The 20,202-nt window shown below is 74.2% G+C and carries 18 protein-coding genes; 8 read left to right on the forward strand and 10 right to left on the reverse strand.

Going from position 1 to position 20,202, the window contains the following annotated elements; translation table 11 throughout:
* Positions 1-549: 549 nt before the first annotated feature.
* The 3 genes from JOE63_RS15495 to JOE63_RS15505 are packed head-to-tail and all read right to left on the reverse strand — an operon-like array spanning position 550 to position 2,909.
* Positions 550-1,176: a hypothetical protein gene (locus JOE63_RS15495; protein WP_204542482.1), complete on the reverse strand. Its 627-nt coding sequence runs from the start codon at positions 1,174-1,176 to the stop codon at positions 550-552.
* A gap of 2 nt (positions 1,177-1,178) precedes the next feature.
* A complete protein-coding gene (locus JOE63_RS15500) occupies positions 1,179-1,961 on the reverse strand; it encodes a fumarylacetoacetate hydrolase family protein (protein ID WP_204542483.1) in 783 nt (260 codons plus the stop codon).
* 57 nt (positions 1,962-2,018) lie between these two features.
* Positions 2,019-2,909: a methyltransferase domain-containing protein gene (locus tag JOE63_RS15505; protein ID WP_204542484.1), complete on the reverse strand. Its 891-nt coding sequence runs from the start codon at positions 2,907-2,909 to the stop codon at positions 2,019-2,021.
* A gap of 139 nt (positions 2,910-3,048) precedes the next feature.
* Between JOE63_RS15505 and JOE63_RS15510 the strand changes: the two genes are divergently transcribed.
* The 3 genes from JOE63_RS15510 (at position 3,049) to JOE63_RS15520 (ending at position 5,729) form a co-directional block, all read left to right on the forward strand.
* Positions 3,049-4,269 (forward strand): heparan-alpha-glucosaminide N-acetyltransferase domain-containing protein, encoded by a 1,221-nt coding sequence (locus tag JOE63_RS15510; protein WP_204542485.1) that lies wholly within the window; start codon positions 3,049-3,051, stop codon positions 4,267-4,269.
* Positions 4,270-4,278: 9 nt separating this feature from the next.
* The gene (locus JOE63_RS15515; RefSeq protein WP_204542486.1) at positions 4,279-5,286 is read left to right on the forward strand and encodes an aldo/keto reductase; all 1,008 of its coding nucleotides are present in this window, start codon (positions 4,279-4,281) and stop codon (positions 5,284-5,286) included.
* Positions 5,287-5,348: 62 nt separating this feature from the next.
* Entirely contained in the window at positions 5,349-5,729 is a 381-nt protein-coding gene (locus JOE63_RS15520; RefSeq protein WP_204542487.1) for an MmcQ/YjbR family DNA-binding protein, read from the forward strand.
* Between the two features lie 32 nt (positions 5,730-5,761).
* Here JOE63_RS15520 and JOE63_RS15525 read toward each other — a convergent pair whose 3' ends face one another.
* Both JOE63_RS15525 and JOE63_RS15530 read right to left on the reverse strand, forming a co-directional pair.
* Complete coding sequence (locus JOE63_RS15525) at positions 5,762-6,694, reverse strand: hypothetical protein (protein WP_204542488.1); 933 nt, start codon at positions 6,692-6,694, stop codon at positions 5,762-5,764.
* A gap of 29 nt (positions 6,695-6,723) precedes the next feature.
* Complete coding sequence (locus JOE63_RS15530) at positions 6,724-7,797, reverse strand: DUF4190 domain-containing protein (protein WP_204542489.1); 1,074 nt, start codon at positions 7,795-7,797, stop codon at positions 6,724-6,726.
* A 205-nt stretch (positions 7,798-8,002) separates the two neighbouring features.
* Here JOE63_RS15530 and JOE63_RS15535 point away from each other — a divergent pair, with 205 nt between their 5' ends.
* Positions 8,003-9,013, forward strand: a complete 1,011-nt coding sequence (locus tag JOE63_RS15535) for a 3-methyladenine DNA glycosylase (RefSeq protein WP_374059049.1) — start codon at positions 8,003-8,005, stop codon at positions 9,011-9,013.
* Here JOE63_RS15535 and JOE63_RS15540 read toward each other — a convergent pair.
* The gene (locus JOE63_RS15540) at positions 8,991-9,461 is read right to left on the reverse strand and encodes a peptidoglycan-binding domain-containing protein (protein WP_087469400.1); all 471 of its coding nucleotides are present in this window, start codon (positions 9,459-9,461) and stop codon (positions 8,991-8,993) included. The two genes, JOE63_RS15535 and JOE63_RS15540, sit on opposite strands and share 23 nt — an antisense overlap.
* 137 nt (positions 9,462-9,598) lie before the next feature.
* Between JOE63_RS15540 and JOE63_RS15545 the strand changes: the two genes are divergently transcribed.
* Positions 9,599-10,408, forward strand: coding sequence for an aminoglycoside 3'-phosphotransferase (locus tag JOE63_RS15545; RefSeq protein WP_204542491.1), 810 nt, complete (start codon positions 9,599-9,601; stop codon positions 10,406-10,408).
* Positions 10,409-10,483: 75 nt separating this feature from the next.
* Here the strand turns inward: JOE63_RS15545 and JOE63_RS15550 are convergent, their stop codons facing one another.
* Positions 10,484-10,879, reverse strand: coding sequence for a nuclear transport factor 2 family protein (locus tag JOE63_RS15550; protein WP_204542492.1), 396 nt, complete (start codon positions 10,877-10,879; stop codon positions 10,484-10,486).
* A gap of 144 nt (positions 10,880-11,023) precedes the next feature.
* Between JOE63_RS15550 and JOE63_RS15555 the strand changes: the two genes are divergently transcribed.
* The 3 genes from JOE63_RS15555 (at position 11,024) to JOE63_RS15565 (ending at position 13,635) form a co-directional block, all read left to right on the forward strand.
* Complete coding sequence (locus JOE63_RS15555) at positions 11,024-11,833, forward strand: helix-turn-helix domain-containing protein (protein ID WP_204542493.1); 810 nt, start codon at positions 11,024-11,026, stop codon at positions 11,831-11,833.
* Between the two features lie 75 nt (positions 11,834-11,908).
* Positions 11,909-13,135, forward strand: a complete 1,227-nt coding sequence (locus JOE63_RS15560; protein ID WP_204542494.1) for a WXG100 family type VII secretion target — start codon at positions 11,909-11,911, stop codon at positions 13,133-13,135.
* Positions 13,132-13,635, forward strand: coding sequence for a hypothetical protein (locus JOE63_RS15565; RefSeq protein WP_087469405.1), 504 nt, complete (start codon positions 13,132-13,134; stop codon positions 13,633-13,635). Before JOE63_RS15560 ends, JOE63_RS15565 begins: the two co-directional genes overlap by 4 nt.
* 6 nt (positions 13,636-13,641) lie before the next feature.
* Here the strand turns inward: JOE63_RS15565 and JOE63_RS21725 are convergent, their stop codons facing one another.
* The 3 genes from JOE63_RS21725 to JOE63_RS15580 all read right to left on the reverse strand — a co-directional run bounded on the left by JOE63_RS21725 (position 13,642) and on the right by JOE63_RS15580 (position 20,172).
* Complete coding sequence (locus JOE63_RS21725) at positions 13,642-14,235, reverse strand: YdeI/OmpD-associated family protein (RefSeq protein WP_204542495.1); 594 nt, start codon at positions 14,233-14,235, stop codon at positions 13,642-13,644.
* Positions 14,236-14,382: 147 nt separating this feature from the next.
* Complete coding sequence (locus JOE63_RS15575; RefSeq protein ID WP_204542496.1) at positions 14,383-16,518, reverse strand: acid phosphatase; 2,136 nt, start codon at positions 16,516-16,518, stop codon at positions 14,383-14,385.
* 168 nt (positions 16,519-16,686) lie between these two features.
* On the reverse strand, positions 16,687-20,172 hold the full coding sequence (locus JOE63_RS15580) for a GH92 family glycosyl hydrolase (protein WP_204542498.1): 3,486 nt from the start codon (positions 20,170-20,172) through the stop codon (positions 16,687-16,689).
* Positions 20,173-20,202: the final 30 nt, after the last annotated feature.

The raw sequence follows: 20,202 nt of genomic DNA on the forward strand, positions 1-20,202 counted from the left end.
GCCTCTGACACCAACAGGTTTGAGATCCATGGCTTTCGATCGTCGGAGGGCGACCCAGCGAGAACCGCCTCGGCGAATCGACCGAGCACCATGTCCAGGGCCCGGACCTGCTGTGTCGCTTCGGCCGCCCACGCGACTGCCTGAGCCGGTGGCGCTCCGCCGGCCAGGTACTCGTCTCGGAGTGCTTCCTCCTGCGGATCGCAGACGTGCTCCTGGAGACTCTCGACGGACATCTGGCCGCCTTCCAACCCGTGGACCAGATGTGGCTTCGGAAGCCCGAGAATCTTGTGGAGCGCCCCCTCCCACGCTGTCGCGGGCTGGTCACCGGGGAGAAGGACGAGGTCTTCTCGTTCGACCAGACGGCGGATGTCGGCGGCGAGGCTGTCAAGGCTCTCTCGATGCCAAGGGTCGACCCAGCACGCCGCGAGGACTCCTGTCCGATGGTGATCGCGTTCGGGGAGTGTCGCCGCGAGGATCAGCAGCTCACGAACCGTGACGATGCCGTCTGCCACGCCCATCACTCCCGCCCGGTGTCTCGGTTCATCTGCGTCAGACGAAGACCCGCTCGTCGCCCGTTGCCTGCCAGACGACGACCCGGTTGCCCCTCTCCACCCGGTAGCGGTGCTGTGCGACCGAGTCGAGGAGCTGGCGGAGATCCCCGTAGTCCACCTCGAGCCTCGCTGTACCGACCAGGACGAGCGCGCTCCCCAGCACGGTGTTGTGCAGGACGATGACGTCACGCTCGCCGTCGGGGTCGTGGTCGAACCGGACGTACAGATCCTCACGCCCCGGCTCGACCGTCGTGACCTCGACCGACGAGATCCCGGGGACGGCGAGGACGTCGTCGGCAGTGAGCGTCGTCGGGACCGGAAGCACACGGGCGTCCGCGGCCCTCCGCGTCCCGGTCGCTCGCACCTCGACCGCTACCGTCGAGGTCCGACGATCTGGCCGAACACGCGCGCGGACGAAGACCACCAGCCCGCCGATCGCGGCGCCCGCGAAGGCGCAGACCGGGACGCTGACGATCGCGAGGACGACCGCATAGGCCAGCACCTCACCGACGGGGACGCGCCCGGAGAGCGACGCGAGGACCGCGAGCACGACGACGACCGCGCACGGGACGACCGCGCCCCAGCCCGCCCCGCGCGCGACGGTACGACCCGGGGCGCGTCCCACGGTCAGTGGCGCCGGACGACCGGGTTGCTCAGGACGCCGAGCCCCTCGACCTCGCACTCGACGCGGTCGCCCACGTCGACCAGGCCGACGCCCGCGGGCGTGCCGGTGAGGATGACGTCGCCGGGCAGGAGGGTCATCGCCTCGGAGATGTACGACACCAGGAAGGGGATGTCGAAGATCATGTCGCTCGTGCGGCCGTCCTGCTTGACCTCGCCGTTGACACGGCTGCGGACGCCGACGTCCTCGGGGTTCAGGTCGGTGTCGATCCACGGGCCGAGCGGGCACGACGAGTCGAAGCCCTTGGCACGCGCCCACTGCCCGTCGGTGCGCTGCGCGTCGCGTGCGGTGACGTCGTTCGCGACCGTGTAGCCGAGCACGTACCCGGGCGCCGCCTCGGGCGACACGTCCTTGGCGAGCCGGCCGATGACGACCGCGAGCTCGGCCTCGTACGACACCTCCTGCGAGAAGTCGGGCAGGACGATCGGGTCGTCCGGGCCGACGACGGAGGTGTTCGGCTTGAGGAACAGCAGCGGGCTCGTCGGGACGTCGTTGCCCATCTCCTTCGCGTGGTCCGCGTAGTTGCGGCCCACGGCGACGATCTTGGAGCGCGGGATCACCGGCGCGAGGAGCCGGACGCCGTCGCCCAGCTCGATGCGCTCGCCCGTCGGTGTCACAGGCATGTAGAGCGGGTCGCCCGTGAGGACCGCGAGGTACGTGCGGTCCCCCTCCTGCTGGACGAGGGCGTAGCGGGGGTCGTCTCCGGTGGTGAATCTCGCGATGCGCACGGGCTCAGGCTATCCGGCCTGCGCCCGCGCGACCGCGCCAGACGGTGTCGCGCGCGGTCACGCGCGGGCGAGGACCTCCCCGTTGAGGACCGCGAACCAGCCCGCGGGCTCCTCGGCCCAGCGCAGCCAGTCCTGCGCGAGCTGCTCGAGCGCGACGTCGTCCGCGAGCTCCGACTCCTTCGCCTGCACCGCGAAGTTCGACGCGACGCAGCGCTCGGCCCAGAGCCCGCCCCACCACGCGCGGTCGGCCGGGGTCGCGTAGCACCAGGTGCTCGCGCTAGGGGCGATGCCGTCGAGGTCGAACCCGGCGCCCTGGACCCAGGAGAAGAGGCGACGCCCGGCGTCGGCCTCGAACCCGTACGCGTGCGTGACCTCGTGGTAGAGCGTGTTCCACTCGGTCAGGCCCGGGGACTCGGGGAACCAGGTCATGGCGGCGTAGTCGGCGTCGCGCACGGCGACGAGCCCACCCGGCTTCGCGACGCGCTTCATCTCGCGCAACGCCGCGACCGGGTCGGACAGGTGCTGCAGGAGCTGGTGCGCGTAGACGACGTCGAACGTGCCGTCCGCGAACGGCAGCTCGTAGGCGTTCGCGTGCTGGAAGGTGATGTTCGCGGTGCCGCGCTGGGCGGCGAGCTCGCGTGCGCTCTCGAGGACGGCCTCGGACGCGTCGACCCCGACGACGCGTCCCCCGGCCACGCGGTCGGCGAGGTCGACGGTGACCGTCGCCGGGCCGCAGCCCACGTCGAGGACGCTCATGTCCGCCCGCAGGTGCGGCAGGAGGAACCCGGCCGAGTTCTCGGCGGTGCGCCACCGGTGCGAGCGCAGCACGGACTCGTGGTGCCCGTGCGTGTACGACTCGGACTCCTGCGCGGGGTCGCTCCCGGCCCCGGTGGGGGCGTCGGCGTGGTGCTCGGCGGCCGCGTCGGCGCCGTGGGGGGTGTGCGTCATACCCGCACCGTAGGCCGGACGTGCATCGTTCTCGACCCCGTTCTCACACTCTGGGCGCGCGGTCCGTGCAGGGCCGCGCCATCGGCCGCACCGGCGTGGCGGCCGGGTGGGAGCGCGCCCGCGCGCGGACAATCCCCCCATGACGGCCGCGACCGGCACGACTCCCGCCCCCGGCGAACCCGCCCGCCCCTCCCCCGGGTTCGCGCGCCGCCACGCCGCGCTCCTGCTCGGCGGGCCGGGCCGCGTCACGGGGCTCGACGTCGCGCGCGGGATCGCCGTCCTCGGCATGTTCACGGCCCACGTCGGGTACACCTCCGAGGACTTCGGAGAGCCCTCCGGCTGGTTCTCGTTGTCCCACGGGCGGTCGTCGATCCTCTTCGCGCTCGTGGCGGGCGTGTCCCTCGCGATCGTCTCGGGCGGGCGGACGCCGCTCGACGGGCTGCCCGCGCTGCAGAGCCGCACGCGCATCCTCGTGCGCGCCGTGCTGCTCCTCGGGCTCGTGGGACTGCTGGACCTGCTCGGGACGCGCGTGCTGCTCATCCTCGGCTTCTACGCCGCGTACTTCGTACTCGCCCTGCCGTTCCTGCGCTGGCGCCGCCGCGACCTGCTCGTGCTCGCCGGGGCGGTCGCGGTGGTCGGACCGGTGCTCGCGTACTGGCTCCCCGAGGTGCTCGCACGCGCCGGGCTGCACCTGCCCGACGACGGCTCGGGTGCGTTCACGGACTTCCTCGTCTCCGGGCACTACCCCGCGGTCGTGTGGATGGCGTACGTGCTCGTCGGGATCGCGATCGGGCGCTCGGACCTGTCGTCGACCGCCACGCGGGTCGGGCTCGTGGGCGGCGGTCTGCTCGCGGCAGGGATCGGGTACGGCCTCTCCGCGTCCATGACCGGTCCGCTCGGCGGGGCGCAGGCGGTCGAGGACGCCGCCGCGGCGTGGTCGAGCACGTTCCGGCCCGAACCCCTGGGCTGGTCCGACCCCTGGCCGACGAGCGCGTACCTGTGGCTCGCCGGCCCGCACACGGACACCCTCCCGGAGGTCGTGGGGTCGGGCGGGTTCGCCGTCGCGGTGCTGGGCCTGTGCCTGTTCGCGGGCCGGGTCGGGCGCTGGGTGCTCGCACCGGTCGCCGCGGTCGGCGCGATGGCGCTCACGGTCTACTCGGCGCAGATCGTCGTGCTGTGGGCGTGGGGCGACGCCGCCTACGAGCAGACGACGAACGGTCCCCTCCTCGCGCTCGTCCTCGCCACGCTCGCGGTCGCGACGCTGTGGCGCTGGGCGCTGGGGCGCGGGCCGCTCGAACGGCTCTTCGCCGCCGTCGCGGCGCGCGCCTCCGCGGTCACGCCCGCCCGCGGCGCGTCGTAGGGTCGCCGCATGACGACTGCGAACGACGGAACCGCTCCCCGCCCCGCCCTGCGCCGCCTCGGCCGGTCCGGACTGGCCGTGTCCGCCGTCGGGCTGGGCTGCAACAACTTCGGCCGCCCGGACACCGTGACCGAGACGCTCGAGGGGACGCGCGCCGTCGTCGACGCCGCGCTCGACGCCGGGGTGACGTTCTTCGACACGGCCGACACGTACGGGGGCCGCCCCGGGCTGAGCGAGGAGCTGCTCGGCCAGGCGCTCGGGTCGCGCCGCGACGACGTCGTGGTGGCGACCAAGTTCGGCATGTCGATGCGCGGCGCCGCGGGCGACGACTTCGACGCCCGCGGGTCGCGGCGCTACGTCGTGCGCGCCGTCGAGGACTCCCTGCGCCGCCTCGGCACGGACCGCATCGACCTCTACCAGTTCCACACGCCCGACCCGCGGACGCCGATCGAGGAGACGCTCGCCGCGCTCGACGACCTCGTGCGCGCGGGCAAGGTGCTCTACGTCGGGCACTCGAACCGGGCGGGGTGGCAGATCGCCGAGGCCGAGTTCACCGCTCGCGCGGCCGGGACGGTGCGCTTCGTGTCCGCGCAGAACCAGTACAACCTCGTCGACCGTGCGGCCGAGCTCGAGGTGCTGCCCGCCGCAGCCGCGTACGGGCTCGGGGTGCTCCCCTACTTCCCGCTCGCGAACGGCCTGCTCACGGGCAAGTACGCGCACGGCGCGCGGCCCGACGACGGCCGCCTCGTCCGGACCAAGCCGCACCTCCTGGAGTCGGCGCCCTGGGAGGCGCTCGCTCGCCTCGGCGCGTTCTGCCAGGCGCGCGGGATCACCGAGGTCCAGGTCGCGTTCGGGTGGCTGCTGTCGCGCCCGCAGGTGTCGAGCGTCATCGCCGGGGCGACGAAGCCCGAGCAGGTCCGGCAGAACGCGGCTGCGGGGGCCTGGACCCCCACGACCGAGGACCTGGCCGAGCTCGACGAGATCTTCCCGCCGCTCGGGAAGGTCGCGCCCTTCTGACGGCCCGCGGCCGGGGTGCTGGTCGTGTGGTCCGTCGCCGACGGGCGGCCTACCGTGGAGGCATGGCCTCGTGGGAGGACGTCGAGCGGATCGTCTCGGTGCTGCCGGACACGGACCTCAAGGGTCCGCGGCAGTGGACCGTGCACGGCAAGCTGTTCGTCTGGGAGCGGCCGCTGCGGGCGAAGGACCTCGACGAGCTCCGTGACGCCGCGCCCGTCGCGCCGCCCGTCGCGTTCCGCGTGACCGACGAGGGCGAGAAGGCCGCGCTGCTCGGCGACGACCCCGCGGTCTTCTTCACGACGAGCCACTTCGACGGGTACCCGATCGTGCTCGCGCGGCTCGACCTGCTGGCCGTGCCGGAGCTCGAGGAGCTGCTGCAGGACGCCTGGCTCGCGCGCGCCCCGAAGCGCCTCGCGCAGGAGTACCTCGACAGCACGGAGTGACGCACGGAACGACACCCCCCGCGCGTTCACGGTCACCAGGAGAACACGGCCACCGCGTAGTTCGCCCAGGTCGGTTCGAGCCCGACCACGACGTCCTCGGGGTCGTACACGTTGTACACGAGGTCCCACTCGGCGCTCGTCCCCCGGGCGATCGTGTCCGGGTCGTCGAGCAGCACGTCGGGGGCGTAGTCGAAGACCCTGCGGGCGACGAGACCGCCCGACACGGGCTGCAGCTCGAGCCCGTCGGGGTCGACCTCCTGCCCCGTGCCGTTGGTGACCCGCACACGGAGGCGCACCGCGTCCGGGTGGTCGTCCTCCCGCTCGGTGGCGTCCTCGGTCGGCGTGTACGGCTGCGGGGCGGACACCGCGACGACGAGGCCGTCCGCGTAGCGCACGGACTCTCCGTACCAGACCCGGTCCGAGGCGGCGCCGATCTCGGGCCCCTCGTCGTAGCCGCCGCCCAGCGGGTACCCGCGCAGCGAGCTGCCGGGGCCGTAACCCGGCCCGCCGGCCGTCATGACGTCGACCGTCACCCACGCCGTGAGTACCACGGTGCCCGCCAGGAGCGCGACGAGCGCGCGCGTCGCGCCCGCCACGCCGCGCGTGCCGCGCCGCCACACGACCGCACCCACCGCGACCACAGCAGCACCCGCGACCGCGTACAGGCCCCCGACGTGCGCCCAGCCGCGCCGCGCCGTCGCCGCCTCGGTGGCGAGCACGGCGACGACGAGGAGGACGCCGACGGTCGCGGCCACGAGCGCGGCCGTCGTCCACGACCAGCGCCCACGAGGTCGCGCCGCCGTGGACGGCTCTGCGGGGTCGCTCTCGCGGGACGGGGGTGGCGCCTGCGGGTCCTCGGGGTCGGGCGAGGAGCCGACCCCGGCGGGGGTGCGCTGGGTGCCGGGCGCCGTCCCCCAGGCGGGCTCGCGCGAGCCCGGCCCCGGCGGGGTCATGGGGTCCTTCACGCTCGGTCTCCAGTTCCGCGCAGCCGCCGTCAGTACGCGCTCGCCTGCGTCACCTCGAACGTGGCCGTCTTCATGGCCTCGAGGTTCTCGGCGTCGACGAAGTCGAAGATCTCGACGGTCTCCGAGGCGCCGGGCTCCAGGGTCTCGGAGTACGCCCAGTCGCTCTCGATCACGGTGCCGTCCGCGGCGACCGCGTCCACGTCGATGTCGAACGTGAGCGGCTCGTCAGAGGTGTTCGTGAACGTCACCGGCAGCGCGGACTCGACCCAGCCGTACTCGTCGGCCGTGCCCTCGAACGTCCCGAACTCGACGCCGAGGTCGTTGGCGAGGACCTCGTCCGTCGCCTCGCCGAACGCGCGGTCGGAGTCCTCCTGGATCTCGGAGAGCGTCTGCTCGTACTGCGTCGACGCGTTGTTCGCCGCGACGACGAAGACCACCCACATGAGGATCGTCGCCAGGACGGACAGCACGCCGAGGACGATCGCCGTGATCGAGAAGCCCTTGCCCGACCTGCCCTGCTTCACCTGGGACAGCCCGACGAACCCGAGCACGACACCGGTGATGCCGAGCAGGGCCGCGAAGACGTTGACGAACGGGATCCAGCTCCCCAGGAAGCCCAGGATCGCCAGGACGAAGCCGACGATCGCGATCGTGCTCGTCGCCGGAGCGGGTGCCGTGTACGCGGAGTAGCCGTTCCCGTAGGGGCTGCCGTACGGCTGCTGCGCCGGGTCGCCGTACGGCTGGCCGTACGCCTGCTGCGCCGGGTCCGGGTACGGCTGCGGGTACGGCTGCGGAGAGGGGTCACCGTAGGGCTGGCCGTACCCGGGCTGCTGACCGTACGCCTGCTGCTGGTCCGCGCCGTAGGCAGGTGCCTGGCCCGTGCCGTAGGGCGCCTGGCCCGCACCGTACGGCGCCTGGTCCGGCGCGGCGCCGTAGCCCGGGGCTCCGTAGGCGCCGTCCCCCGAGCCGTACGGCTGCGTCGGCGCGTCGCCCTGCGGCGCCCAGGCGTCGTGGGACGGCGCCTGCGGCGCGGAGTCCGCGCCGTGCGGCCGGTAGGGGTCGAACTGGTACGGGTCCTGCGGTGCCGTGGGCGGCTGCGACATGGTGCTCCTCCGCGGCCTCGCCGCGCGTATCGGTCGTTCGGGTGGCGGGTCGACGGTGGTCGGCCGCACGGACGCGCCGGGTCTTCACAGCACGTTCACGAGCATTCTTCCCGGTCCTGCCCACATCGGGAAAATGCCCGCCCGGGTGAAACGCGTCCCGGCTGCCGGCTCGTCGGCGCCGCCCCGACGCTCGTACCCTGGGACCGTGCCCCCGACCGCCACCGCGACCGCCTCGACGACCACCGTCGTCCGACCCGTCGTGCTCGCGGCCGAGGAGTGGACTGCGTGCGAGCGCGCCCACGCGGAGCGCGCCGACGCGTTCACGGCGGGGTGGCGCGAGCGCAAGCCGCTCGGCGAGAAGCACGCGATCGAGGACTTCCTCTTCACGTACTACCCCACGCGCCCGGCGCAGCTCCGCCGCTGGCACCCGGGCCCCGGCGTCGTGCTCGCCCGGCCGGCGGGCCACGTGCCCACCGCCGAGACGGCACCTCGGCCCGACGAGGAGGCCGCCGACCCGTACACAGCGCGCGCCGGGTGGCGGTGGTACCGCGAGACGCCCGCGGGCCTGACGCTCGACGCCGACGCGTTCCTCGCCGACCGCGGCGACACCGTGGGCTACCTGCACGGCCTGCTCACCGCCACGGCCTCGCGGCCCAGCCGGTTCGGGTGCTTCGGGCTGCACGAGTGGGCGATGGTCTACCGCGACCGGGCCACCGGCCGCGACCACCGCCACCCGCTCCCGCTGCGCCTCGGGCACGACGGCACCGACCGCGTCGTCGAGTCCCACCCGGTGCAGTGCTCGCACTTCGACGCGTTCCGCTTCTTCACGCCGGAGGCCGGACCGCTCAACCGCCTGCGGCCGACGCGCGAGACCCAGCCCGCCCTGGAGCAGCCAGGCTGCCTCCACGCGACCATGGACCTCTACAAGTGGGCGCTCAAGCTCACCCCTGCCGCACCGGGCGACCTCGTGCTCGACTGCTTCGAGCTCGCGCGCGACGTCCGGGTCGTCGACATGCAGGCGTCGCCGTACGACGTGTCGTCGTACGGGCTCGACCCCGTCGCGATCGAGACGCCCGAGGGCAAGGCCGAGTACGTGCGCCACCAGCGCGAGTTCGCCGAGCGCGGGGCGGTCCTGCGCGCACGGCTGCTCGCCGTGTGCGACGCGCTCCTCGGCGCGCCGGACGCGCGCGAGGTCAGTGCGACAGCATCCCGCTGACGAGGCAGCGCCAGGTCACGGGTCCGACGACGCCGTCGACCACCACCTCCGGGAACCCGGCGTGCAGCGCGTCCTGGAAGCCACGCACCCACGCCTCGGTGCGCGGGCCGAACTGCCCGTCGATGTCGAGCACCGGGTCGGGTCCGCCGGACAGGTCGCGGGCGACAGCCTCGCGCTGCACCGCGCGCACGGCCTCGCCGACGCTCCCCCGGCGCACGACCACGACGAGCGCGGCCCACGTCGCCGGCCCCACGACGCCGTCGACGTCGAGGTCGGTCGCGTCCTGGAACGCGCGGACCGCGCCCTCGGTGCGCGGCCCGAGGAGCCCGTCGACCGCGATCTCGTGCCCGCGATGGCGCAGCAGGTGCTGGAGCGTCTGGACCGGGTGCCCGTTGGCGCCGCGTCGCACGCGCGGCCAGGTCGGCAGTGTCGTCAGGACGGTCGTCATCGTCGTTCCCTCCGTCGTCGCGGAACCGGCAGGGTGCTCCCGCCGTCGAGGTCCCGCGCCCCCGTCCGGAGGGAGGGCAGCGGCCCGCTCCTGATGCGTCGGGAGGTGTCGGGAGACGTCGTGCGAGGATCGCGCGCATGACCCGCCCCCCGCTCGCCGCCGTCCCGACCGGTCCGGTCGTCGTGCCCGAGGCCGTCCGCGCGCTCGCGGGCGGCGACGCCGTCACGCCCGTGTGGCGCAACGAGCTGGGCGGCCTGACCTTCCGGCTCGACGGTGCCGACGGAACCCGGTTCGCCAAGTGGGTCCCCGCCGGGACGCCCGAGATCGACCTGCCCGGCGAGGCGGAGCGCCTCGCGTGGGTCGGCGACCGCGCCCCGGTCCCGCACGTCCTCGCCCAGGGGTCCGACGGCGACGGCGCCTGGCTCGTCACACGCGCCGTCCCGGGCCGGTCCGCGGTCGAGCCGCGCTGGGTCGCCGACCCGGCGACCGCCGCGGTCGCGATCGGGCGTGGGTTGCGCGCGCTGCACGACGCGCTGCCCGTCGCCTCGTGCCCGTTCACCTGGGCCGTCGAGGACCGCGTGGCGCGCGCCGACGCGCGCCTCGCCCGCGGCGACGGCCCGGAGGGGTGGTTCCCGGAGCACCGGGACATGGGGGTCGCCGCGGCACGCGCCCGGCTCGGAGCCGCCCCGGCGGTCGACCGGCTCGTCGTGTGCCACGGCGACGCGTGCGTGCCCAACACGCTCCTGCACGACGACGGCGCGTTCGCCGCGCACGTCGACCTCGGCTCGCTCGGGGTCGCGGACCGCTGGGCCGACCTCGCCGTCGCGGCCTGGAGCACGGAGTGGAACTACGGCCCCGGGCACGTCGACGACGTGTACGCGGGCTACGGCGTCGACCCGGACCCCGAGCGCATCGCCTACTACCGGCTGCTCTGGGACCTCGCCTGACGCCCGAGCCGCTCAGCGCACGAGACGGTCGCCGTCGTATCGAAGCGACAGCGACCGTCTCACGCGCTCAGCGGGTCAGTGGTGGTGCGCGGCGAAACCGTCGGGGGCGCGGTCCAGGAACGTCGTCACCGACGACACGAGCCCGTCCGGCCGGACGTGCAGGACGTCGGTGCCGGTCGCGAACTCCGACCCGTCGGGGGCGACGGCGCGCCACCGCAGGCGCAGCCGGTCGTCGTGCAGGTCCGGCTCCGAGCGTGCCTCGAACCGGTGCCCCGCGACGTGCGTGAGCAGCTCGGTCGCGAACGCCAGGACCGCGTCGCACCCCTCGGCACGCGCCGCGGGCGCGACGTACTCGACGTCGCGGGAGAACGTCTCGCACGCGAGCCGGTCGCGCCCGGCCGCGTCCGCCGTGTTCCAGAACTCCAGGTAGCGCTCGACCGCCGTCGCGGTCCGCGTCGTCGTCTCGGTCATGGTCCCTCCTCTGCCGGCACCTGGTCCGCGGCACCGTGGCGGTCCGGCGGGTGGCCGGAGCACCACCGTCGGCCGGACCACGACACGGTGTCGATGACCTCGGAGGTAGTTGGCCAGCCCCTCGGGGAGCGGCAGGGTGGGTCCATGCCTCCCCTGGACGCACCCGCCGGATCGATGCTGCGCGAGTGGCGCGTGCGGCGTCGGCGCTCGCAGCTCGACCTCGCGCTGGGCGCCGACGTCTCGCCGCGCCACATCAGCTTCGTGGAGACCGGCCGGGCGCAGCCCAGCCGGGACATGATCGACCGCCTGTGCGACGAGCTCGACGTCCCGCTGCGGTCGCGCAACGACGTCTACCTCGCGGCGGGCTACGCGCCGCGGCACCGCGAGACGCCGCTGTCGACCGCGACGCTCGCGGCCGCCCGCCGGGCCGTGGACCTCGTGCTCGCGGGGCACGAGCCGTTCCCCGCGATGGCCGTCGACGGACGCTGGACCCTGCTCGCCGCCAACGCCGCCGCGGGTGCGTTCCTCGACGGCGTGCCCGATCAGCTGCGCGCGCCTCCCGTCAACGTGCTGCGCCTGACCCTGCACCCCGACGGCCTCGCCGCGCGGATCGCGAACCTCGCGGAGTGGGGCGCGCACGTCCGACGACGCGTGCGCCGCCAGCTCGACCGCACGGGCGACCCGGCGCTCGTCGACCTGCTCGCCGAGGTGGAGAGCTATCTCCCCCACCCGGAGCCCCGGCGCGACGACCGCTCCCCGGCGAGCGACGCCGTCGTGCCGCTTCGCCTCGCGACCCCCCAGGGCGAGCTCGCGTTCCTCTACACGATGACGGTGTTCGGTTCCCCGCGGGACGTCACGCTCGACGAGGTCGCGATCGAGTCGTTCTTCCCCGCCGACGACGCCACGGCCGCCGTCCTGGGCGTCACCCGGCAGACCGCTCCGGCCGGCCCGTAGCGTCCGGGCCGTCGCCCCACGCCCTCCGGCCGTGTTGCTAGGATCCCCGCGACCGGCACGATCGGAGGGGGACTCGTGACGCGGAACCTGTGGGGCGCGGACGTCGACGCGCTGCGTGCGCTCGCCCGCTCGGTCGAGGACGCGGCCCGACGCCTGGACGGCCTGCGCGACCACGTCGACTCGCTCGTCTCGACGACGCCGTGGCGCGGGGGTGACGCCGAGCAGTTCCAAGGCGAGTGGTCCACGACCCTGCGTGGCACGGTGCACCGCGCCTCCTCCACCCTCTCCGACGCCGCGACGACCCTGCGCGCCGACGCCGACGCCCAGGACGAGGCGTCGCGCGCCTCGTCCGGGACGGGGAGCCCGGGTGCCGCGACGGTCGGCGCGGGCGCGCCGACGACCGGACCGGCCGTGCTCCTCGCCGCCGCGACGGGCCCCGAGCCCTCGCCGTCGCCGGGCCCACCACCCGTGCCGCCCGCCGAGGATGACGACGACGGCGTGGACGACGGGTCCCGCGAGGACCAGCGGCAGGAGAGCCGACGAGACACGGGGGGCGGGGAGGGCACCGCCGACCCCACCTACCAGGTCCCCGGCCCGGCGCCGTTCCCCAACGGCCTCGGCACACCCGTCCCCGGCACCGAGGTCGACCCGCCCGAGCCGCCGGTGTGGAACCCGCCCGACGAGGGGTCGGACGTCGACGGTCCGTCGTGGAAAACCGAGGACGCCTCGTTCGGGGACCACGTGAAGGAGTGGACCGCGAGACAGGCCGCGAACGCCCTCAGCGCGACGTGGCCCGACGCGGCACGGAACCTGCACCACTACCTCGGCAACTCGGGCGGCACGCTCGAGCAGCCGGTCGACACCATGCTCGCGGACCTCCCCGAGCTCGCGAGCCAGGTCGCGGCGCGCGAGGCACAGCTCGGCGCCGACGCGGTGCGCGTCGCGCAGGAGTCGGGTGCCGACGGCCCGGTGACGATGCCGGTCAACACGGACTGGAAGGGCTACTACGCCGGTCCCGACCAGGACAAGAACTGGTACTACGCGACGGGCGGGTTCTCCTACAACGTGTCGGGACAGGTCACCGTCTACCCGCCCGACCCACCGGGCGGTCCCTGGCGCTACGAGATGGACACCGGGGTGAACTACCGGGACCGCTACAACTGGGACGGCACGAAGTCGACCCAGATCGGCCCCCTCACGATCACCGACGCCGAGCTCCAGGAGTTCCACCGCAAGGGTCTCGCGCAGGAGTTCACCATGGTCGGGTCGTCGTCGACACGGCACAGCGAAGGGACAGGATGAGCACCGCACACCGGCGCCGCGGCACCGCGCTCGTCGCGCTCCTCGTGGTCGGCCTGGCCGCCGCGGGGTGCGGGCCGACCACGCCCCGCGAACCCGATCCGTCGAGCAGCACGCAGGAGGCACCGATGTCGAGCGACCCGAGCGAAGTCCTCGCCCTGGCCGGGCTGGAGCTCCCGGACGACGCCACGGACGTCACGGTCGACGACGAGGAGGTGCCGGGGTACCACTACGCGTACACCGTGACGTTCACCGCGCCGAGAGAGTCGGTGGACCGGTTCGCGCGGGACGCGTTCCAGCTCTCCCTCGACGACCTCAGCCGGCCCCCCGCCGGTGAGCCCGGGCCCCTCCTCCAGGACACCTCGGTGGTCGAGGTCCCCGAGGGGTCCCGGTTCGTCGACAGGAGCTTCACGCCGGAGGACGGCTACGGCAACCTCGTGCTCCTCGTCGACGGGCCCGACCTCACCACGGCGCACGTGGGGGTCGCGAGCTTCCCGAGCTGACGCGCGTCAGCGGCGCGGCTGGTGGGCCGCGACGCCCTGCTCGGCCTGCTCGGCGGTCTCCGCGATCCGGCGCGCACGGGTCTCGGGCCGCTTCGCCTCGACGATCCAGCCGAGGATCGAGCGCCGGACCCCGGGCGTGAACGCGTCGAAGCGCTCACGGGCGCCGGGCCGCTCCGCGAGCGCCGCGGCGAGGTCGTCGGGCACCACGAGGGCCTCGGCGTCGTCGTGCCGCGTCCACGACCCGTCAGCCTTGGCAGCGTCCACGACGGCGCGGCCGGCGTCCGTCATGCGCCCGTCCGCCTCGACGCGCGCGACGCGCTCCTTGCTGAGCCGGGTCCACCGGCTGCCGCGGCGGCGGCGCGTGAACCAGAGCGCGTGCCGGTCGGCGTCGACCGTCGCGGCCTGGCCGTCGATCCAGCCGTAGGACAGCGCCTCCTCGATCCAGGGCTCGTACCCGTAGGTCGCACGGCCGCTCTCGCGGCGCCAGGTGAGCAACCACACCCCCGGCTCCGGGTCGTCGTGGTGCGCGGCGAGCCACGCGCGCCACTCCTGCGGCGTCTCCGCGTGCGTCGCGGGCCTGCCCTGGTACTCCTCGGTCACTGCGCCTCCGTCGTCGCTGGGGGGGCACCAGCGTGCCCGAGACCTCGACGGGGCGCCAGGCAGTTCTTCGACCGGAAGACCTGACCCGGAGAAGTGACCCGGGAGGCTTTTCCCGCTGTGTCGCAGGCTGCCTCCCGGGTCGGTCCGTCAGCCGCAGGCCGGGACGACGACGTCCCGCGCGACCTCCTGGGTCGCGCCGCCCGGGCCGGTCGCCGTGACGGTCACGGGCACGTCCGCGCCCGTCTCCACGCCGCGCACAGCGAACGACTGGTACGCGTTCGCGCCGGCGGCCACCGCGGCGAAGGTCTTCTCCCCCGCGCCGGTGACGAGCGCGACGTCGAGCGCGACGTCGGACACGTTGCGGGCGCGGACCGCGACGTACGGCGCACCGGCGAGGCAGCGCGCGGACGTCTCGACGTCGACGAGCGGCGCCGTCGGCTCGCCGACGACCTCACCGTCCACGGTGAGCGTGCCGTCGGCGTTCACGACGACGTCCGCCGCCATGGCGGCCGCGAGGTCGAGGCGCTGCCACTCGGCCTCGCCCGCGACGTCGAGCGCGTAGCCCGAGTCGAGCGCGGTCGCGGCGAGGACGAGGCGGCGCTGGTCGCCCGTGAGGTCGGGGAACGCGGTGCGCAGCAGGTCCTCGGCACCCGCCGGCACCTGGACCTCGAGCCCCGCCTCGCCGACGCGCGGGAACCCGTACGTGAGGCGCTGGCCGTAGACCGCGAGCGCCTGGTCCGTGGGGAGGTAGGGCACCTGGTCCTGCGCGCACACCGCGATCTCGTCACCGCACGCCCGCTCCAGCACGGTGACGAGCTCGGTCCGGGCCTGCTCGAGGAGCACGCGGAACGCGGGGTCGGACCAGCGGAGCTGCGCGATGTTCTGCCCGGCCATGCGGCCGCCCATGACGTCGAGGGGGTAGTGGAAGCCGAGCACGAGGCGGTTGTCGCCGTACTCGGACGCGCGCGCGAGGATCTGCGGCGCGAGCTCCGGCAGGAGCGTGGCGAGCACGGTGCCCTGCGCGTAGCCGTGGTTCGTGTGCCCGCTGGGGAACGAGCCGTTGTTGCGCAGGCCCTCGTAGCTGCCGGAGGTCTCGAACGCGTTGACGTGGCCGCCGGCGGACGTGAAGCCGAGGCGGACGAACGGCCGCTTGTAGTCGTACGCGGCCTTGGCGGGCTCGTGGTTGCCGACCGACTTCTCGACGCGCCCGGACAGCAGGGCCTTCGTCTTGGGGAGCCGGCCGTCGGCGAGCGCGTCGCGGTAGATCGGCCCCAGCTCGCTGCCGAGCGCGTCCGCCATGGTCTCGTACGCCGAGCCGCGCCCGTCGGTCAGGGCGCGCTGCACCTGCGCGTCGCCGGCGACGTACGCGTTGTTGCGCGCGAGCGAGCCCAGGTCGTTGGCGCTCGTCGGCTGGCCGGGCTCGTTGGGCGAGAGGATCTCCGGGTGGTTCGCCCGCAGGTCGGCGAACCCGCGCAGCATCCAGGTGAACCAGTCCTGCCCCGCTGGGGCCGACGGCGTCGCGTCGGACGCGTAGGTCCGGTCGAGGACGTCCTGCGGGAACGGCATCGACGGGTCGTCGGTGGTGGAGAGCGCGAGGGAGAAGAAGACGTCCGAGCTCGTCTCGTTGCACTGGTGGATCTCGACCGCGATCGTGTTCTCGCCCGGGACGAGCACGTCGGCCGGGATGACGAGGGTCTCGCGCAGCGGCGCGGTCGCGCCCGCCTTGTCCTGGTACTGCAGGTTCCGGGTGATCATCGAGTCGCCCCAGCCGGCGACTCGCTCGCCGTTGACGTACACGGTGGCGGAGTCGTCGTAGACGAGCGTGCCGCGCAGGCCGGTGATCTCGTCGAGCGTCGCCTCGTCGAGGGTCACGGTCGTGCGGAAGAAGTAGGCGGGCACGACGACCTTGGGGGTCTGCGTGATCCAGTAGCTCAGCAGCGTCGTGATGGTGTTGCCGCCGCCGATGCCGCTCGCGGTCCCGTTGACCGCGCCGAAGCCCGGCCGGCCGGTCTTCCACGCCGAGTCGTCGAACGCCGGGTCGGCCCACACGGTCCGGTCCGCGTTACCCGCGGCCGGGTCGGTGTTGTCGTCCAGGTAGCGCCAGGTGGTGCCGGCGCCGACCACCTCGGTGGGCGTGAACTCCTCCGCGGCGCGCGCCGCGGGCGCCTGGAGCGCCGCGGCGAGCAGGAGCGCGAGCGTGGTGAGCGCCGCCAGCAGGGCGAGCGGCGCGGTGGTCCGGCGGTCGCGGGGTCGCGGGGCCGGGTACGTCGTCGTACCGGTCATGGGTCGTCCCTCTCGTCGTTGTCGGTCGTGCGTCGGTGCGGTCGGTGAGACCGACCGGGCGTGCGGTCGTGCGGGTACTGCGGGTACTGCGTTCGAGCGGTCGAGCGGTACGGCGGTCGAGCACGAGGACGGGCCCGCACCGAGTGGTCGGTGCAGGCCCGTCGTCGGTCAGGAGCAGCGCGGGACGACGACGGCCTGCGTGACCGTCTGCGTCCCCTCCTCCCCCGTGGCCGTGACGGTGACGTCGACGTCCCCGGTCGCGCCGCGGGCGGCGAACGACTGGTAGGCGTTCGCGCCGGGAGCGACGGCCGTGAAGGACCGCGAGCCCACGCCCGTGGTGAGGTCGACGTCGACGGCCCCGGCGGAGGCGTTCGCCGCGCGCACCGCCACGTACGGGGTCCCGGCGAGGCAGCGCGGGGAGACCGTCACGTCGACGAGGTGGACGTCCGCGGCGGGCTCGGTCGCGATCGCGAACACGTGCAGGTCGTCGACGTCGGGGAACGTCACGGCGACCACGCGCCGGCCCTCGGGGGCGGTGTACGGGTCCGTGGCGAACACGAACGCGCTGTCCTTGTCGCCGTTGCGCCGGTTCATCTGCGCGACGACGGAGTTGCCCTCCACGGGCGACCCGTCCGCGCTGGGCAGCACCCAGTCACCGAAGCCGATCGTCGTGGACGCGGTGCTGCCGTCGTCGAGCGTCACGACCGCGGTCCCGCGGTGGGTCCCGTCGGTTGCCGCGCCGACGAACGCGAGCCGGCTCGTCGGCGCGTCGAGCCGCACGGTCTCGCCGGTGAGCGTGACCGAGTCCGGGCGCCCCACGGGCGAGGACGGCCACGTGAACGCCAGGCCGTCGACCTCGTGCACCGACCCGGGCGTGAGCCCGGCGTCGGCGAGCGCCTCGCGCGAGAACGAGTTGCCGGCCGCGTCGAAGTTCCCGACGCCACGGTTCGCCTCGGGCGCGGTGCCGACCGTGTCGTAGGCCGCGACGAGCGACCCGGGCGCGGCGACGAGGACGGTGAGGGGCACCTCGACGTCGTCGTCCCCGGCCGAGACCACGAGGCGCGCGTCGTGGTACCCGGACGCGACGCCGGCACCCACCTGGACGGGGACCGTCCCGGTGAGGTGGCCCGAGCCGTCGTCGACGAGCGCGGGCTCGCCGACCCCGATGCCGTCGGGAGCATCGACCGCGACGCGCACGTCCGCGGCGTCGGCCCCGAAGAGCTGCACGGCCACCGACGCGTCGGCCGACCCGCCGGGCGCGACCGTCACGAGGCCCGGGTCCGCCGCGGCGACGACGGCGGACTCGCCGCCGCGCCACGACGGCGGCGCGTCCTCGATCGCGGTCCCCCACGTGGTGTCGCGCTCGGTCGACATCGCGAGCTCGACGACGCCGCCCTCGTGCGCCACGTGGCGCGGCAGCGAGGTCCCGTCCCAGGCCGCGCCGTCGACCGTGACGCCGCTGATGTAGCGGGCGCCGGTCGAGGCGCCGGGGGCGCGCAGGTCGAGCGTGTCGCCCTCGCCGAGGTCGACCACGACGCGGTCGAAGCGCGGCGCGTTGAGCGCCAGCACGTCCGTGCCGGGCGTCGTCGGGTACAGACCCATGGCAGCCCACACGTACCAGCCGGCCTGGGCGCCGAGGTCGTCGTTGCCGGGCTTGCCGTTCGGCTCGGGCCGGAACAGCGTGGAGGTCAGCTCGTCGACGAGCTCGCTCGTGCGCCACGGCTGGCCCACGTAGTCGTACAGCCACGGGACGCCGAAGTTCGGCTCGTTGCCGATCCACAGGTACGGCTCGTTGGGTCCGGCGTTGTGCTGCGCGGTGAACGCGTCGAGCCGCTCCACGGTGGCCTCGCGCCCGCCGAGCGCCTCGGTGAGCGCCGCGACGTTCTGGGGCACGAGCCACGTGTACTGCTCCGCGTTGCCCTCGTCGAAGCCCTCCTGACCGAACCCGCCGCCGCCCTGCGACCGCACGAACGTCCCGTCCTCGTTGCGGGCGCCCGCCGTGCGGGTCACCGGGTCGTGCACGTTCTGCCACCACTGGCCGCGCGCGGCGTACTCGGTGGCGACGTCGTCCTGGCCGAGCGCGGCCGCGAGCTGGCCGATCGCGAAGTCGGCGATCGACCACTCGAGCGTGATGGACGCGCCGACGACGCGGTGGTCGCCGCGGAACTCCTCGGTCTGCGGCGCGTAGCCGCGCTCCAGGTAGGTCTCGATCCCGCGCCGCTGGACGTACCCGTTCTCCGTGGGCGCCGCGCTCGTCGCGCCCTTGACCATGTGCGCGAGCGCCGACTCCGCGTCGAAGTCGCGCGCCCCGAACGCGTACATGCTCGCGATGAGCGGCACCGAGGAGTCGCCCGTCATCTGGCCCGTGTGCTGGTTCGCGACGGGCCACCGCGGCAGCCACCCGGACTGGTCGGCGACCTCGACGAGCGACTGCGCCATGTCCGACGCGCGGTCGGGCGCCAGGAGGGCCTGGAGCGCGCCGAGCGACCGGTAGGTGTCCCAGTCGGAGAAGTTCGCGTACCGCTCGTGACCCTCCGGAGCGGTGTGGACCGCGCCGTCGAACCCGATGTACCGCCCGTCCACGTCGGTGAACGTGTTCGGGTGCAGCAGCGAGTGGTAGAGCGAGGTGTAGAACATCGTGAGGTCGTCCTCGTCCTGCCCCGCGACGCGGACCTTCCCGAGCAGGTCGGCCCACGCGGCGCGGTTCGCGTCGCGCACGGCGTCGAAGTCGAAGCCCGGGATCTCGGCCGCGAGGTTGGCGCGCGCGCCCTCGACGCTCACGTAGGACATGCCGACCTTCGCGTGCACGGTCGCGCCGGGCGCGAAGGTGAGCCACGCGCCCGCGCCGTTGCCGTCGGCCGACGGGTCGCCGGGCGAGACGGTCGAGCCCTGCCACGTGCCGAACGCCTGCGCGTCCTGGTCGAGCTCGATCGCGAAGTACGTCGTGTGGGTGTTGTTCTTGCCACAGAACCCGCCGCTCGTCACCGACCCGGTGACCGTGCGCGCGTCCTCGACCTGGACCGTCGCGTTCCGCACGCTCGCGAGCGAGCCCGCGGCGTTGACGATCACCTGCGACGCGGCGTCGCCCTCCGGGTAGTCGAACGTCAGCCCGCCCGAGCGGGTCGCGGCCGACAGCTCCGCCTCGATCCCCGACGACTGGAGCGTCACCGCGTACCGGCCGACCTTCGCGCTCTCCGCGTCGTGGCTGAACGCCTCCTTGCGGTCCCACGGGTACTGCCCGACGTCGCCCGTCACCGGGAGGATCGGGACGTCGCCGAAGATCCAGCACCCGGCCGCCGCGTGCGTCATGGAGAAGCCACGGATCGCCTGGTGCGAGTACCGGTAGCCGGCGTACGCCTTGTCGCCGTTGCCCACGGAGACCTGGGTGTCGGGCGAGAGCTGCATCATGCCGAACGGCATCGACGGTCCGGGGAAGTTGTTGATCTCCCCGACGACGCCCGTCGCCTGGCCGGTGCCGACGAACGGGTCGACGTAGGAGACGGGGTCCTCGACGAGGTCGGGTGCGGCGGCGAGCGCCGGGCCTGCGAGCCCGACGGCGGGCGCGAGAGAGAGGCCGGCGGCCAGGACCGCCGTGGCGGAGACCGCCGCAACGGCGCGCCGCACCGTGGTGCGCGCGAGACGTGTTCGAGACATGCGGGTCCTCACGGGACGAAGGAGCGGGAG

This window comes from Cellulosimicrobium cellulans (assembly GCF_016907755.1).
GTDB classification, from domain to species: Bacteria; Actinomycetota; Actinomycetes; order Actinomycetales; family Cellulomonadaceae; genus Cellulosimicrobium; species Cellulosimicrobium cellulans_D.

Coding starts and splice junctions, on each gene's coding strand:
- JOE63_RS15505 (WP_204542484.1), bottom strand. CDS start 2,909: ATGACGCACACCCCCCACGGCGCCGACGCGGCCGCCGAGCACCACGCC.
- JOE63_RS15510 (WP_204542485.1), top strand. CDS start 3,049: ATGACGGCCGCGACCGGCACGACTCCCGCCCCCGGCGAACCCGCCCGC.
- JOE63_RS15565 (WP_087469405.1), top strand. CDS start 13,132: ATGAGCACCGCACACCGGCGCCGCGGCACCGCGCTCGTCGCGCTCCTC.
- JOE63_RS15550 (WP_204542492.1), bottom strand. CDS start 10,879: ATGACCGAGACGACGACGCGGACCGCGACGGCGGTCGAGCGCTACCTG.
- JOE63_RS15555 (WP_204542493.1), top strand. CDS start 11,024: ATGCCTCCCCTGGACGCACCCGCCGGATCGATGCTGCGCGAGTGGCGC.
- JOE63_RS15580 (WP_204542498.1), bottom strand. CDS start 20,172: ATGTCTCGAACACGTCTCGCGCGCACCACGGTGCGGCGCGCCGTTGCG.
- JOE63_RS15530 (WP_204542489.1), bottom strand. CDS start 7,797: ATGTCGCAGCCGCCCACGGCACCGCAGGACCCGTACCAGTTCGACCCC.
- JOE63_RS15545 (WP_204542491.1), top strand. CDS start 9,599: ATGACCCGCCCCCCGCTCGCCGCCGTCCCGACCGGTCCGGTCGTCGTG.
- JOE63_RS15520 (WP_204542487.1), top strand. CDS start 5,349: ATGGCCTCGTGGGAGGACGTCGAGCGGATCGTCTCGGTGCTGCCGGAC.
- JOE63_RS15575 (WP_204542496.1), bottom strand. CDS start 16,518: ATGACCGGTACGACGACGTACCCGGCCCCGCGACCCCGCGACCGCCGG.
- JOE63_RS15540 (WP_087469400.1), bottom strand. CDS start 9,461: ATGACGACCGTCCTGACGACACTGCCGACCTGGCCGCGCGTGCGACGC.
- JOE63_RS15515 (WP_204542486.1), top strand. CDS start 4,279: ATGACGACTGCGAACGACGGAACCGCTCCCCGCCCCGCCCTGCGCCGC.